The sequence below is a fragment of the Kitasatospora sp. NPDC059803 genome (genome assembly GCF_042732255.1).
GTDB lineage: Bacteria > Actinomycetota > Actinomycetes > Streptomycetales > Streptomycetaceae > Kitasatospora.
In genome coordinates, this window is record NZ_JBHWIJ010000034.1 from 1 (window position 1) to 16398 (window position 16398).

The following is a 16398-nucleotide window of genomic DNA, read 5'->3' on the forward strand; positions in this document are numbered from 1 at the left end:
GGGGCTGGTTCTGCGTCTGGGGCTGGGTCTGCGGGGCTCCGCCTCCGCCTCCCGCTGCGGCACCACCACCACCACCGCCGCCGCCACCGCCGCCACCGCCCTGGTTGGCCGGTGCACCACCGCCCGTGTTCTTGCCCGCGTCCGGCTTCCCGCTGGTCGACGGCGCACCGCCGCCCGCCGGGACCCGACCCGCGAACGGTACGGCCTGGCCGCCGCCCTGGTCCGGCACGGCACCGCCGGCCGCGGCGGCCGCCCCACCGGCCGCAGCCGCGCCGGCGTCACCGGGCGGCGGGCCCTCGACCGGCTGAGCGACCTGCACGGGCTGCTCGCCCACCGGGTTCCCCGGAGCGTCGGCACCCGGGACGAACCCGTTACCGCCGTCCTGCTGCGTGTACCCGGCCGGCGGCGGACCGTCCGCACCGGACGGACCGGGGTCGTCCCCGCCGAACTTCGCGATGCCCAGCGGCACCCCGACCAGTACCAGGCCCGCGATCACGGCCGCGGCCACCATCGGCCGCGAGATCCGGCGCGGCCCGACGCCCTCCTCCTCGGCCGGGGACGGGCCCGGGACGGCGGTCACACCGGCGGGCGCCTCGGCGGCCGCGGCGGCGGCGCCCGCGGCAGGCGTCGCGGCCTCGACGGCGGGCACGGCGCCGGCGGCGGGCACCGCCGCGGGCTCGACCTCGGCAGGCTCCGCCTTCGCGGGCTCGGCCTTGGCGGGCTCCGCCTTCGCGGACGCGGCGCTCGCGGACGCAGTGCTCGCGGACGCAGCGCTCGCGGACGATGCCGGGCGGGCCTCCAACTCCTCGGGCACGACCCATGCCACAGCGGGTAGCTGGATCCCGCCGCCCTCCGCCCCTTCCGTCCGACTCCCCCGGCCGCTCCGGTCCTTGCCCACCCTGGCCCCCTGGCCCTCGATGACGATGCTCGGCAGGGACGGCCGCCGGTCGGCCCCGGTCGAGGCGGCCGAACGGCACGTCCACCCGTCTTGACGGACGCGAGGTGCCCGGAGGTTCAGCTGCGGACGAACTCGTCAGCCGTTCGGCTTCCGGTCCTTGCTCTGGCCACGCCCTCCTCGGTGGCCGCCCCCTCGTCCCCGGCCCCGGCCGTGCCCGGACCCCTGGTTGCTCCCGCCGGCCGGGGTCGACCCGGATCCGCCGGTGGGCTGCGGGGGCGTGGTCGTTTGCGGGGCAGTGCTCGACTGCGGGGCGGTGGAGGTTTGCGGAGTGGTGGTGGTCGGCGGAGTGGTGGTGGACTGCCCGGAGGCCGTCCCCTTGGTGTCCTTCGGGGCCGAGCTCGACGACTCGTCGGCGTCCTCGAATTCGGAACCCGTATCGGTATCGGCGGCGGGGTCGGAGTCGGAGATGTACGGCTCGTCATGACTGCCCATTCCGGGCGAGAAGCCCTGGGGGGCGACGATCACACCGTCGACGAAGTCGAGCTTCGCCGTGCCGCCCTTGATGGGCACGTCGGTCCCGGTGATCTTCGCCGTCAGGTCGGCCATCGCCTCCTTGTGCTGCGTGATGCAGTTCGGTGCCGCCCAGCCGCCGAAGATCTTTCCGTGGGTACCACCCGTCACCACGACGAAGCCGAGGTCCTTCGCGATGTGCTTGTTGAAGATGGCATGGCCCCAGTGGCACGCCATGCAGTCGCGCTTCCTGCCACCGATCGGCCACGGCGTGAGCCCCAGCTGGTCGGCCCTTCCCTTGCCCTTCTCCTCGGCCGTCGGCCCACTCCCGCGGCTGGGCGCGTCGCCGTCCGAGTCCTCGCTGTCAGAGTCCTCGCCGTCCGTCTTCTCGTCGTCCGTCTTCTCGTCGTCCGTCTTCTCGTCGTCCTTCGCCTCGCCGTCCTTCGCCTCGCCGTCCTTCTTCTGCCCCTCCTCCGTCGCGTCGTCCTTCGCCTCGGCTTCCTGCGTCCCCTCGCTCGCCGCCTTCGCCTTCTCGGCCTCCTCCGTCTCCTTCTTCTTGGCCTCTTCCGCCGCCTTCGCCTCTTCCGCCGCCTTCGCCGCCTTCGCGGCCTCGAACTTCGCCCGCATCCGCGTCTCGACCTCGTTCAGGAGGTCCATCTCACCGTGGAGGCATCCCGTGTCCTTGTCCCTCTCGTTGGGGTGCCACACGATCTTGTTCGGGTCCTTCAGCGCCTCGCGGACCGCATCGAATCCTCCGCCGTGGTCGTCGAAGCCCAGGAAGTCCTTGTCCCGGTACTTCCCGTCCCGAATCTCGCGGAGCTTCCCCAGGTCGTGGTTCCTACCGTCCTGGCCCTCCGGCGTGTCGAGGCTCCTCAGACGGTTGGTCGCATCCGTCCTCTTCTGCTTCTTCATTCCGGAGTTACCCGCGACATGGACCGCGCCGTCAATGACGGTCAGGGCGAGGTGCGGCGTGCCGATGACCTTGAAATTCTCGCCATTGCCGTACCGGTCGACGTCCATCATGACTCGCGCCATCCGGTCCAGGGAGCGGCCGAAGGCTCCGCGCAGCGAGTCGGTCTCCTGTCCCAAGGGTGCGTCAAGGCTGGGCGCGCGCAGGTCGAGAGGCTGCTCGGAGCCGGCTTCGCCGGGCGTTCCCTTGACGATGTAGAGCTGCCCGTCCCTTTCGACCACGCGCGCGATCTGGCTGCCCGACTGCGAGGTCGAGCGGGGCCCCCTGTTCCCTCCCGTCGCCACGGTTCCACGCCCACGACCGGCCCCGGGCACCGCAGCAGCATCGGCGCTAGCCGCACGACCACGCCCACGACCAGCCCCGGGCGGCACCGCATCGGTGTTGGTCCCACGACCACGCCCACGACCAGCCCCGGGCGGCACCGCAGCAGCATCGGTGTTGGCCCCACGACCACGCCCAGCCTGGGTTCCGCCGCCGGAGCCGTTCCCGCCCCCCGCTCCGTTGTTCGGCCCCCGCGACTTCGGCGGGGCCGCAGCAGCCGAACTGCTGCCGGCTCCGGCGGGGTTGAGGATCTGCTGGATCAGGTCGGCCGCGGACGGCGGCTGCGGCGGTGCGGGCGGCTCAAGGTCCTCGACGTCCCCCTCGCCGTCGACGGCGTGCAGGAACTCGCGGAAACCCTCCAGCATCCCGTTGTCCGCGCGGGTCGCGTGGACCGGGTTGACCGGGCCGGCCTGGGCGGTGTCCGGCTCCTCTCCGAAGAGCCGCTCCAGGATCGGCAGCAGTTCGGGCTGGTGCTCGCGCACCCACCCGGCACCGTTGTTGCGGGGCAGACGGGTGTCCGGGTCGTTGCCGCGGTTGGTCCCGAGGTACACGTTGGCGAGCTGGGCGAAGAACTCCCGCTCGTCCGAGGACGAGTAGTTGCCGACCAGGTTGCCCTTCTCGTCGTACACCGAGCCGTCGGGCCAGGCCGCGGTCGACCTGGTGTCGAACAGTTGGCTCAGGGTGTCGGCCATGTGGCTGCCCAGGAACACGTCCCGTACGAGTTCGCGCTCCTCGTCGGTCAGGCTGAACTCGTGCAGGGCGTGGGCGAGTTCGTGGGTGGTGGAGGAGTAGCCGTCCGCAAGGCCCGACACCTCGCCGGTGTCGGTGTCGGTGTCGGTGTCCTCACCGATGCTGGTCTCCTCGCCGAGCAGGTTCTCCTCGGTCACCGCGATGCGCTCGCGCTCGGCCGCGCCACGGACGGTCTCCCAACGGCGGCCGCCCTCGCCGACGGTGGTGCCGGCCAGGTGGTGGAAGCCCTCGACCTCGGTCATCGCGACGTCGCGCGGCACGACCACCACGCGTACCTCCCGCAGCAGCAGGCCGGCGGCGACCTCCGGATTCTGGAGGACCAGCTCCAGCTCGGCGTGCGCCTTCTGCCGCGCCGATACCGGCCGGTGAACCCGGTGGTCGACATCCACCAGCAAGCGGGCGGCCGCCGTCGCGAACTCCGCCGAGGACAGCCCGTCCCGCAGAGGCCCGACGAAGTCGGTGTCCGCCGCGAGGGAGCGACGGGTCTCGGGCGAGAGGGAGTCCAGGGTCAGGAGGCGGTCGTGCGGACTCAGCTCCAGGATGTCGGACGCCCTCGGCGGCCCGGCGAGCGGAGGCGGCGGAGGCGGCGTGGGCAGCGTGGGCAGCGTGGGCGCAACCGGCTCCACGTGCTCAGACTCAGGCGCAGGCACCGGCAGAGGCACCGGCACCGGCTCCTGCTCCACGTGCGGCGGAAGCGGCGGCACTACCGGCTCCACATGCGCAGGCGCAGGCGCAGGCGCAGGCACCGGCACCGGCACCGGCACCGGAGCAGGCTCCTGCTCCTGCTCGTGCTCCACACGCGGCGGAGGCGGCGGAGGCAGCGTGGGCACAACCGGCTCCACGTGCTCAGCCGCAGGCACCTGTTCCACGCGCGGCGGAGCGGTATCGGGTACTGGTACGGGTTGCACGCTCCAAGGGCCGGGGCCGAAATCGGCGCCGCCGGTGTAGAGGTCCGTCGCGCCGATCTCGATGACCCGGTTGACCTCGGCCTCGTCGTCCGTGGGGCTGACGCCGAAGCTCAGCAGCACCGGTACGCCGTTCTCGTCCGTCCGGCCGGTGGCGACGGCCACGTGGTTGCCCTGACCGTAGACCACGATGTCGCCCTCGCGGGGCAGCGGGGTGTCGTGGGCGGTCGAGTCGTAGCTGGTCCTGGTGTGCGGGAGCAGGCGGGAGATCAGGTTCTTCGTCCACTGCGGTCCGTCCAGACCGCTCGCGTACGTGTCGTGGATCCACTCCCAGGAGACCAGCCCCTGGGAGTGCGCGGTGAGCAGGACGGACTCCCAGCAGTTGAGCGTGCTGCCGGCCGCGAGCGGCGGCGGCTGGTCCGCCGGGCCGTCCAGTGCCCAGGTGGCGAAGTCCGTCTTCTCCAGGTCGAGCGCACCCGAGGCGCGCCATTCCAGGACGACCCCACGCCGGGCCAGGTCGCGCATGGCGTCCGCGACTTGGCGGCCGCCGTCCGGAACGGGCAGGTCGAACCGGCCGCCGAGGTGGTCGGCGCGCAGCGCGAGCAGGCCGTCGAGGAAGGCCTGCGGCGGCGGGCCCGCGGCGGCTCCGGAGGCGTGGGCTCCGGCGAGGGCGGCGAGCGCGGCGTCGTCGAGCAGCCCGAGCTCGTGCAGTCGGCGACCCGCCGCCAGCACGTCGTCCGGACGGTTCACCGCGCCGGGGCCGATGCTGTCGGTGAGTTCCAGGCCGAGTGTGCGGGCCTGCTCGGGCGACAGCGCCGAGCCCAGGTGCCCGGTCACCGCCCGTACCAGCGGCTCGACGGCCGCCTCGGGTACCGGGCTCTTCAGCGGCGGCGCGTTGCGCAGCCTGACCCGGCGCTCCTCGATCTTTCGGAGCAGCGGCTCGGCCTGCTGCCGTACGGCCTCGGCGTCCACCGGCTCCAGGGCGCCCAGTTCCTCCAGCCGACGGGTCAACTGCAGGACGTCCGAGGGGGCGTTGTTGTGCCGGCCCTCGGCGCCGACGAAGGCCCCCGAGGCCATCCGCAAGCCGTTCCGGTTTCCGGGCACACCCCGGTTGGCCTGCGCCAGCAGGAACTGGGGCGGCTGCGGGGCGGGTTGTTCCTGCTGGTGCTGCGGCTCGGTGTCGGTGTCCTTCGGCGGTTCCGGGGCCTCGGGCTGCTTGGGCTGCTCCTGGCCCTGGCTCTCCTGCTCGGGCTGCTCCTCGGCCTTGTCGTTCTGCTCGGACTGCTCCTCGGGCTGCTCCTCGGCCCGGTTCTCCTGGTGGATCTCCGGCTCGGACTCCTTGGGCTGTTCCTTGGGCTGTTCCTTGGGCTGTTCCTTGGGCTGTTCCGCGTCCTGTTCCTTGGGCTCTTCCTTGTCCTGCCCGGTGGGCTTCGGGGCGGGCGGCTTCAGCTGTCCGGAGGCGCCACCGAGCAGTTCGGCGACCTGCCCCGCGATGTCGTTCGACGCCGGGGCGGCAGGCTTCGGCTCCGCAGGCTTCAGCTCCTCAGGCTTCGGCTCCGCAGGCTTCAGCTCCTCGGGCTTCGGCTCCTCCTCCGTGTCCGGCCGGAGGCTGTACGGGTCGGACGGCCGTCGGCCCGTGCGCCAGTTCTCCTTGGTGAAGTAGGTGTCGTCCGGCCCGGTGTACTCCCGCGTGATCGACTTCTTCGGGATGCCCACCACGACCGGGACGTCACCGGTCACCGTCCGCGGCCGCCACGACCAGGGGCCGGAGCGGTGCCCGAAGGAGATCGTGAACTTCACGTGTCCCTGGAAGCGCACCAGCGGCTCGGGGAACTTGGAGTTGGCCACGGCCCGTTCGGCGAGGGTGCGTTCACCGCCGGTGCGGCGGCCCGCGCCGCCGCCGAAGGTGATCCCGGCCATGATCTTGCCCTTGACCTTGGAGAACTCGACGCCGAGCTGGCCCATCAGCTGGGTCATCCGGGAGGACAGCGCCCGCTCGGTGAAGCGGGTCGCCAGTTCGGCGGACTGGGCGATCTCCGACTTCTTCTCCTCACGCCCCTGGCCGAGGCCGACCAGTTCGGCCTTGACCGTGACGCTGACCGTGTCGAGGACGCCCAGCCGGAGGGTCTTGACCCGCTCCCCTCCCGCCGTCAGGTCCGGGAGGGCGTCGATCAGGGGGCCCCGGTCGAACATCCGCCTGAGCTTGCGCATGGCGGCCGAGTTCTCGTTCAGCCGGAACTCGTTCCGGCCCAGGGTGGTGAGCAGGTTGCGCAGCGATCCGACGTCGGGCAGGTCGACGACCAGGTCCTCGGAGCGGAGGCCCTCCCAGACCTCCCTGGGCGGCACGGGGTGGGTGATCTCGTTGGTTCCACGCTTCGGCTTGACGGTCTCCCGACCGGGGCGCGGGGCCTGGTAGGAGGCCTCCTCCCGGGTGGTGACCGGCTGCGTGTCGGAGGTCTCCAGCAGGACCTCGAAACCCACCTCGACGGCGACGGTGGCCTGCCGGCGACCCCGCCCCCGCGTCGTCGGCGCGGCGGGCGTGCTCGGGCCGCCGGCGCCGTGCGGGGTGGCCGGGGCGGCGTTCTCCGCGTTGCCGTCCTTGGGAGCCTCCTCCTTCAGGGGCTCCTTTCCGGCCTCCTTCGCGGCCTCCTTCGCCGCCTCCTGGTCCCGCCAGGAGCGGGCCGACTCCTGGATCCGCCGGCCCTGCCGATCGAGTTCGTCTCCGAACGGCTTGGGCAGAGGCGCACCCTCAGGCAGCTTCTCGGTCTCGCGACGGAGCGCCTCCTGGCGAAGGCGCTCGGTCCGCGCCTCCTCGGGGAGCGTGCCGCGGACGGGCCGCGCCGACCCCTTGCGGCGCATCTCGACCTGGATCATCGCGGCGCCCTCGAAGACGCTGCCGGCGACCTTGGTCTTGGTCGCCACACCGGTCCGGCCGACGCCGTCGTGCTCCGCGGTCCGTTCCTGGCCCCGGACGTGGCTCAGAGTGCCGCCGGCCACGACGGCGACGGGCACCGCCCCGAGCGGGTCGGTGGTGCCCACCACCCGCGCGGTGAAGGTCTCGTCGGTGCCCCGGTTCTGGCCGGCCGTCCCGTCGGGGCCGCCGTGGGCGACGCCGCTGCTGCCGCCGGTCGCGAACTCGGTCTCGACCGTGTCGGCGGTGTGCCGCATCTCCCGTACGCCGGCCCATCGGAGCACGACGGTGCCACCGGGCACCTTCACGAGGAGCTCCTGGCCGGCCATCAACGCCCGCAGCCGGGACTGCAGCGCTCCCGGCAACAGGGCAGGCGCCAACCTCCGCCGGACCCGCCCCCAGCTCGCGCCGTACACCTCCCGTCCGCGGCCGTCGAGCTGGTCCAGCAACGAGGTGCGGACGACCTGGCCGGCGCCCGTCGGCTGGGCGCCGACGGGGGGCTTCGGCGTCCCGTCCTCCTGGCCGGCCGCGCCGCCCTTGGGTTCCGGGGCCCAGACCCGCAGCACCACGTCGGAGCCGCTCAGCACGCCGGAGGAGACGATCCGCTCCGGCACCGAACGGAAGGTGCCGGGGGCCGGGGCGACGCCGGTCTTCGGGTCGATGGGCAGTTCACGGACCGGGAACACGAAGTCCGCCGCGGTGACGGCGGTCGTCCCGCCCGAGGCGTGGGCGAGATTCCGCCGGTCCGACCGGTCGAGCAGCACCTTCGGCAGCGTCGACTTCGCCACGATCTCGATGTCGAAGGCCACGTCACCGGTGAACCGGGCCGCGCGCTCGACCGTCTTCTCCTTCTCGGACCGGCCGGTCACGGCGTCCCGTGTCGCGCCCACCGTCTCCTGCACGGCGGACGACTGGCCGAGCGTCACCGCGACGTACGGGAACTTCCCCTCGATCGCCGCCGCCACGCTGACTCCGCTGCGCACGTCGCGAAGCGCCCCGATGGACGACACCGTCTCACCGCCGCGCTCGAACTCGCACTTCTCGATCAGCTCCTGGTAATCCCGCATGGTCACCTTGGCCCGGGCGACCCGGACCTCGACGGTGAACCCTTGATGCGACACCGAGACGCTCAGGCTGCCTCCGGTGGTGAGGGCCGACAGTCGGGGGCGCAGCGCCGTCTCGTCGAGGCGGGGGGCGAGGGCGGCCTCGACCCAGGCCCAGTGACGGCCGAACAGCGGCTTCAGCTTGGCGCCCACGGCGTCGAGGACGGCCCGCGCGTCCTGCAGTCCCAGCACGGGGTCGGACGGTCCGAGTTCGCCGGTCCGGGACACCCGGGACGGCGGCTGCACGCTGGGCGTCCGGTCCGGCGCGAGGATCGGCTTGGGGGCCTTCGGGAGGAGCGGGATGTTCTCGACGCCCGGCGTCTCCTCGACGACCGGGGCCTCCTCCACCTGCGCGGCCTCGTCGGCGTGCTGGACCTCCTCGCGGTCGAACACCAGGCGGGCCGGGCGAAGACCCTCGCCCTCCGGCGTGCGGTGCGGTGCGGTCAGGGACTGCGGGACGGCCAACAGCGTCCGGACCAGGGCCCGTTGGGGCGCGGTCGAGCCGTCCCCGCCGTTCTCGACGACCTTGAGGTCGAGCTCGACGGTGGCCAGGTAGACGACCATCTTCTCGGCGAACTTCGCGTTGGCGGTACCGCTGACGGAGTCCGCCGCCCGGTCGCCGCTGCGCCACCGGGTGGTACGGCCGGCTCCGCCGGAGGCCGCCATAACGGTGTGGGCCCTGAACTCGGGCCCGCCCTGGAACTGGCCGCCCGCCGCGTGGAAGGAGTTCTCCCGGACGCCGCCGGCATCCGCCCACTCGTTCACGACGTTCAGCTCGGCGTCCTTCTCGAACTCCCGAACGTACTCCAGCTTCTGGACCTTGGCTCCGGCCAGCACCAGGGCGTCCCGCTCGCCGGTCCTGACCAGCAGCGGCGACTGGAGGTCGATGCCGTGGGTCATCCCGGTCAGCAGGGCCCCGAGCCGCTCGCTGCGGAAGGCCCCGCGCACCAACGGGCCGAGCTCGTTCCAGCCCTGAGCACCGAAGGTGCGGCGCCCCAGCGTCTCCAGGACCTCCCTGAGCGGCCCGACGGGCTCGGTGGTGCTCCCGGGAACGTGCGGGACGACATCGAGCACGACCGTGCCCGGCGGCAGTCCGGTCTTGCCCTTCGCCGGGTCGGAACCCCACAGCTCGGGCTTGGGCTCCCGCGCGGGGGAGCCGGGGTCCAGCTCCGGCCCCTGGAGCGGTCCGGGTTCGGCGTCGGGACGGAACGTGCTTTCCGTGCCGCCTGCTTGGCATTCCGCGGTGTCGAAGAGCACCCGGAAGGCCAGCCGTGTCGTCGCCCGCTCCGGGGAGACGACTCCCTCCGGGTCCCAGTGCGCCAGGGCGAGTTCGGCGGTGCCGTCGAAGAGCGTGCCCTTGATCTTGGCCTTGAGGGCGGTTCCGGTCCGCTGGGAGCTCTGCTCGATGATGTTCCGGTCGCTGCCGCGCTGCCCGTTCACGCCCCCCGTACCGGCGCCCCCGAGGAAGTCCTTTCCGCCGCTCGACTGCTTGGCCGAGATGGCCAGTGCCAACGCCCGGGCCTTGGCGTCGGACTCGGTGACGGCGCTGGTGACGTCGGTGCCGGTGTTGAACTCGCCCGCGTCGGTGTTGCGCAGGTACGTCAGGTCCAGCACCTTCGCCGACACCAGGATGCTGCCCCGGCCGTCGGACAGCGGGATCTCCAGCGGCTCACCGGCCGTCATCGACCTCAGCTGGGTCTGCAGGCTGGGCAGGTCCAGCTGGGCGAGGATCTCGGCCCGCACCGAACTCCAGGCGTCGCCGAACCTCTGCCGCCCGAAAGCCTCCAGCCCGGAGGGCTCGCCGGCCGCTCCGAACAGCGCCGTGTCACCCGCGGCGGCGTTCCCGCGCCCGTGCAGCGTGTCGACGTTCTTGACCACGTCCATCCCGCCCAGCGCCGCCGTCCGCAGCACCCGGGGCGGCGGGGCGTGGCGGATCTCGTCGGGCGCAGACCCGACGGAAGCAGCCTCGGCGGCCGGCGTGACGATCCGCACCGGCAACGGGACCCGCACCGGCTCCGGACGCTGCTCCGCGCCGGTCCGCCCGGTGTTCACCACCGGGGTCCGGGAGAACGGCGGCAGGAGCGTCCGCACGCCCGGGACCCCGGAGAAGTCGAGGTCCAGCCGGACCGTCGCGTCCACCCACAGCACCGGCTCGACGGTCTTCCTGCGGTGGGTCATCCGGCCGGTCGCGGTGATCGTCACCGCCTTGCTCCGGTCCATCATCCCGCTCACCGGCCCGGACAACCCGGTGTTCGACGCCGGCTTGCCGCTCACCACCAGACCCCCGCCCCACCGGGACCGGCTCTCACGCAGGGTGCCCGCTCCCGCGGACGAGTCGCCGCCGTCCTCGAACTCGAACTTCTCCGTCCGATGCTTCGTGACGGGCGTCTCCAGCGTGGCGCTGATCCGCAGCGTCCCGGAGCCTCCACCGAGGTCCAGGGGCACCAGCAGATCGTCGCCCCGGGTCATCCGCGACAGGTTGGGCTCCAGCATCCCGACGTCGAGCTGCTCGGCGAGCCGCTGCCGGATCTCCTCCCGCCGGCTCGCCGAGACACCTGCGGGCAGCTGTCCGAGTACGGCCGCCACGACCTGGTCGTCCTCCCCGTCGACCAGCACCACCCGGTCGCCCGCGCTGATCCGGCCCTGCTCCGTCATCCGGCCCGGCGGGGCGGGCAGGGGCGGCGCCTTGGGCGGCTCCGGTGCCTTGGGCAGGTCCTCCTGCTTGGGCAGTTCCTGCTGCTGCGGCAGCTGCTGTTCCTTTGGCTGCTCCTGCTCCTTGGGCAGCTCCTGCTCCTTGGGAGGCTCCTGCTGCTGCGGCAGTTCCTCCTGCTGCGGCTCCTGCTGCCCCTCGTGATCCTGCTTCGGCGTAGGCGTAGGCGTAGGCGTCCGCTCAGGCTCCTTCAGCGGCGGCGGAGTCGGCTTGGTCTGCGACTCGGTGACCACAGGCACGTCGGCCGGACGCGGCGTGGTGGGCCGAGGGGTCGTCGGCTGCATCGCGCTGTAGTGGGTGACGCGAATGTCCTCCTCATTCGAGCGGAGGATGTGGACGATCCGCTCCGACCCCTCGTTCAACAGACGGGGCACGGAGGCCTGGTCGTACACCCTCAGCTGGATGCCGAAGGCGTGGGCGGCCACCACCGCGATCTCGTCGTAGAACGGGGTGGTCCACAGCACCCGGTTGCGCACCGCCATGTCCACGAATCGGCTGAGCGGCAGATCGGTCAGGTCGGACAGCGTCAGGTGCCGGGGATCCCTGTCCCCCGCCTGCACCCACACCAGCTCCCTCAGTGCCGGCATCCGGTCGAGCACGCGGTCCCAGGTCGCCGTCCGCTGCGGCCCGTCCTCGCCCAACACCGCGAGGAGGTGCTCCAGCACGTCTCCTCTGCTCAGTCCCAGGTTCTCCGCGCCGGCGATCGCCGTCAACTGCTCACGGTTGAAACCGTCATCGGAGAGCAGGAACCGAAGGGGACTCATCCCCAGGGCGTCGAGGTCCGTCCGCTGCCTGGTGCCTTCCTGCCCCCGGAACCACTGCGAGACGGCCGCGCGTGCGCCCCTGACGTCCAGGTGCCCGTGGCCCCAGGAGTCCAGTTGCCGGGGCGCGCTGGCCAGGATCGACGTGAACAGGCAGTTGCCGTCGCCCGGGACCCGCAGGACGTCGAAGTGCGACCCGTCGCCCACCGACCTCTGCCCCGTCACCGGCCACTCCCGCGTGGCGGGCGTCGGCGGGGCCGCCGGCGGGACGCCGCCCTGCCCGGTCTCGCCGAGTGCCCCGAGGCGCCTGTCCTTCGACTTCGCCGTGTCGTCCTTCTTCTTCTTTTTCGGGTCCACCGCCTTCGCCGGCGGGTGCGAACCCTGCTCGGTTTCCGGTTCCGTACCCGGCACGAACTTGACCCAACGGCCTCGGGTGCCGTGCTCGTCACTGAGGAGGCCGAGCGGGGCGTAGCGCTGACCGGCGGCCACGTTGACCGAGGTCGTGGCCGCCCAGACGACCCTGCCGGTGGCGTTGGCGAACTGCTGCGCCACCACCTGGCCGTTGTCCCCGCGGGCGCCCGCCTGGCAGGCGAACAGCACGATCTGGGCGTCGGGGGGCATGCGCCGGAAACTGGGCCGCCTGCGGATGACCTGGCCCAACGCGTCGCCCGAGAGGTGGACCTTCCTGGTCCCGTCCGTCTGCTTCGACAGCGTGGGCAGGAACGTCGCGAGGTGCGTGGCGTGCGTCATGACCGCGTAGATCGGGGCCGCGACGTTCCAGGGGACGAGCCCGATCGTGCTGAGGTCGGGGTTGTCCGAGGCCCCGGCGGCCGCGATGTCCTCCTGGTCGTAGAAGTCGGACGGCAGGTACTCGAAGTGCGGGTTGGTCGGGTCGAACCCGTCCCGCACCTTCTCCCAGTTCCGGGTGAGCGAGTCGTCCCGGAAGAGCCGGCCTCCCGACTGCCCGCCGAGCGGGAACAGGATGGGCTGGCTGTCGAGGTCCGTCGCGTCGATCGGGTAGGTCGAGTTCGAGTCGACCAAGCGGCCGTTGTCCTTGTGGACCTTCCTGACCTGGACGGTGTGGGAACCCTGCTCCTCCACGAGGGCCGGGTCCGGCGGAACCTCCTTGATCCAGAACCCTCGCTCCACCTTCGCGCCCGGCTTGTCCGCCAGTGCGGAGCGCAGTCTGCCCTTCACCCTGATGACACCGCCGGACATCGAGGTCGCCACGGAGTTGGTCCACACGGTCCGCCCCGTCGCCTTGGCCAGGGCACGGGGGAACACCAAGTCCGCCCCCAGGCTCGCAGGGCCGACGAGCACCAGCGGGGTTTCCGGGGTGATGCGGTCGAGCGGCAGGTCGGACGCCACGCCCTCGGCGAGCTTCTCGGGGTCGAGGTCGTCGAGCTTCTTGGGCATCAGCACCAGGAGCGGTTCGGGCCCGGTGACGTCGGTCAGGCTGTAGTGCTTGCTCGTCTCCGGCGCATCGGCGCCGGGCTCGGTCCCAGGCTGCGGGACGGGTTCGGGGCCGCCGTCGGACACCTTCTTGGGATCGTTCCAGTAGTAGACGTTGCGCGCGGTCTCCAGCAGCTCCGGCGGCGCCTCCGACCAGCTTTCTCCCCGCACCTCCAGCGCGACCACGGCTCCACCGGGCGTGGTCACCAGACGGGTCCGGTACTCCTCTTCGCGCGGCTCCTGCCCCTGCGGCACGGGTTCGACCTGGCCGGGGGCCGCGACGGGCTCCTCGTGTGGCGTGTCCGCCGGCGGCGTGTCCGCCGCCAGCCGCTCCCGCAGGGCGGCCCGGAGGGCGGCCCCGGTCAGCGCCGGGTCGACCAGCACGGCCGTGTCCACCAGCCTCCGCAGGTGCTCCGGCACCGGGCGCTGCCGGTCGGGCAGCGCGTGCAGTTCGTGGGCCATGCCGCCCAGCCAGCCGCCGGTCAGGAAGGGCACCCGCATCCGGTACTCGTCACGGGCGAGACGCTCCAGGCGCCGCAACGCCCGGACCCTTTCGAACTCGCGGGTGACCCCACCGGGGGGCGCGTCCGGGTGGAAGAGGTCGTCGTGCAGCTTGAGCAACGCCCCCGCGGCCAGCTTCTCCCGCGAGGACGGCGCGGACGCCGAGGACACCTCGCCGGGCGGTACGGTCGTCGACTGGCCCGGTTCGTTGGCGAGTTCCCTGGCGGCGTGGTCCAGCGCCTCCCGGTCGACGGTGCCACCGGCGCCGTCGATACCTCGGGTCACGACGGACGCCGGCTGAGCGGCCTTCTTCGCGGACTTGGCGGTCTTGGGGGCGAGAGCGGTGTCGTCGCCGCCGAGTCGGTTCCGGTCGGACGTCGGCTCGATGTGCTCCGCCTTGGCGCCGGGTCCGCGCTCCCCCGGTCCTCCCGCGAACCCGGGCATCAGGCCATGACGCCGCAACGACTCGACGTTGATGCCCAGTTCGGAGGCCAGCCGGTGAGCAGGGTCGGCGACCCCGTTGGAGCGGTGTTCGGCGAGCAGCCTCCGCGCCTCGGCCAGGGAGACATCGCCGTGCACACCGCCGCCGCCACCCGACTTGTCCCGCAGGTCGGCCAACTGCTGCTGCCACTCGGCCTCCTCGGCGGCGTCCTCGGCGGCCTCCCGGCGTACCTGCCGCTCGGTCTCCCGCTGATCCTCCTCGGCCCGCAGACGCTGCCGCTCGGTCTCCCGCTGCTGCTCGCGGGCCTCCTCCTCGGCGCGCAGCCGCTCCCGTTCCTTGAGGGCCTGCCGGTCGGCCTCGGCGCGGACGGCCGCGTCGGCCGCCCGCTGCTTCCGGCGCTCGGCCAGCTTCGTCTCCGCCTCCGCGGCCTCCTGTGCGCGCCGCGCGGCCTCCTGCTGGAAGGCCGGATCGTTCTTCTGCTCCTCCCGGCGCTGCTCGGCGGCGTCGCGGCGCTGGTCCCGCTGGCCGGACTCGGTGGCGCGCCCATCGCGGGTGGCGTCCTGGCCGCCCAGCTTCTCTCCCGGGCCGGGGAACTTCTCCGCCGGGGGCTTGCCCTCCGGCCCCGTCGTGCCCGAATCCTTCAGGTCGCCGAACCCGTGGATCCCGGACTTCGGAGCCGGCTGCTGCTGCTCGCCACCGTCCGAGCCCTGCTTCCCCTCCTCCTTCGGCGGCACCGCCGGCGGGTGCTCCTCCTGCGGGCCCGCCCCGGTCTCGTCCGTCAGCAGGTGCCCCTCGCCGGGGAACTTCTCCGCCGGAGCCTTACCCTTCCCCGAATCCTTCACATCGCCAAGCCCGTGAACGCCCGTCTTCCGATCCGGAGGCACCGTCCCAGCACCACCGCCCGAACCCTCAACCACCCCATCCTTCGGCGGCACCGACGGCGGACCGTCAACCGTCCGCCCCTGACCGGGGAACTTCTCCGCCGGAGCCTTACCCTTCCCCGAATCCTTCAGGTCACCGAGCCCATGAACCCCGGACTTCCGATCCGGAGACTGCTTCTCGCCACCACCCGAACCCTCCGCCCCGTCCTTCGGCGGCACCGGCGGAGCATCATCCGTCAGCAAGTGCCCCTGACCGGGGAACTTCTCCGCCGGAGCCTTACCCTTCCCCGAATCCTTCAGGTCACCGAACCCGTGAACCCCGGACTTCCGATCCGGACCTTGCTGCTCGCCACCACCCGGACCCTCGGAGTCGGCGGGGGCCGGCTCCACCTGGGTCTGACTGCCCTCGGACCGTCCTCGGTCCTGCACTCCGCTGCCGGCGGGGCCGGGCCCGCCCTCGGGCCGCCCGTCCGAGCCGGAGTGCGGCGCGGCGGCACCGGAGCCGTCGCTCTCCTTCTTGGCGTTCAGATCGTCGATCGTGCGGAATTTGAGCTCCCGTGTCGAACGCGGCCTCTTGGCGTCGGCCAGAGCCTTGGCCTCCTCACGCTCCACGAAGGACGGATCCGCCAGCGCCTTCGCCTTTCGATCCGCCTCGCCCTGCTCACGCAGCTGCCGGTGCAGCTCGGCCTGCGTCAAGTACGCGGGATCGGGCAGCGGCTCCTTCTCACCGTCGCCACCAGGCTCCTTGGGCGCCTCCTCATCCGCCTTCGGCGGACCAGACGCCTCCTTCGCCTTACGAGCAGCCTCAGCAGCCGCCGCACGATCCTTCTCACCCTGCTCACGCAGTTGCCGGAACGCCTCAGCCTGCGACGAATACCCGGGATCAGGCTGCGGCTCCTTCTCGCCATCACCCGACTTCTTGACCCCGTCACCGTCCGCCTGCGACGGACCCGACGCCTCCCTCGCCTGACGAGCCTTCTCAGCCTGCGCACGCAGCTCCCGCTGCAACTCACCCTGCGCACGCAGATCCCGGTGTATCTCACCCTGCGCCGTGTACATCGGGTCAGGCCGCGGCTCCTCCTCGCCATCACCCGACTTCTTGACCCCGTCACCGTCCGCCTGCGACGGATCCAACGCCTCCCTCGCCTTACGAGCAGCCTCAGCCTGCGCACGCAGATCCCGCTGCAGCTCACCCTGCGCACGCAGATCCCGGTGTATCTCACCCTGCGCCGTGTACATCGGGTCAGGCCGCGGCTCCTCCTCGCCATCACCCGACTTCTTGA

At 72.4% G+C, this 16398-nt stretch carries 2 protein-coding genes and 1 pseudogene; 1 reads left to right on the forward strand and 2 read right to left on the reverse strand.

The window, feature by feature from the left end; genetic code table 11:
- Together ACFV6I_RS08480 and ACFV6I_RS08485 are read right to left on the reverse strand one after the other, a co-directional pair.
- Positions 1–826 (reverse strand): annotated as a pseudogene (locus ACFV6I_RS08480) (hypothetical protein); the annotation flags it as partial.
- 207 nt (positions 827–1033) lie between these two features.
- Positions 1034–15076 carry a hypothetical protein gene (locus tag ACFV6I_RS08485; RefSeq protein WP_380423976.1) on the reverse strand — a complete coding sequence of 4681 codons (14043 nt, stop codon included), beginning with the start codon at positions 15074–15076 and terminating at the stop codon, positions 1034–1036.
- Positions 15077–15454: 378 nt separating this feature from the next.
- Between ACFV6I_RS08485 and ACFV6I_RS08490 the strand changes: the two genes are divergently transcribed.
- On the forward strand, positions 15455–16398 hold a 944-nt coding region (locus ACFV6I_RS08490), incomplete at its 3' end, for a hypothetical protein (protein WP_380423977.1).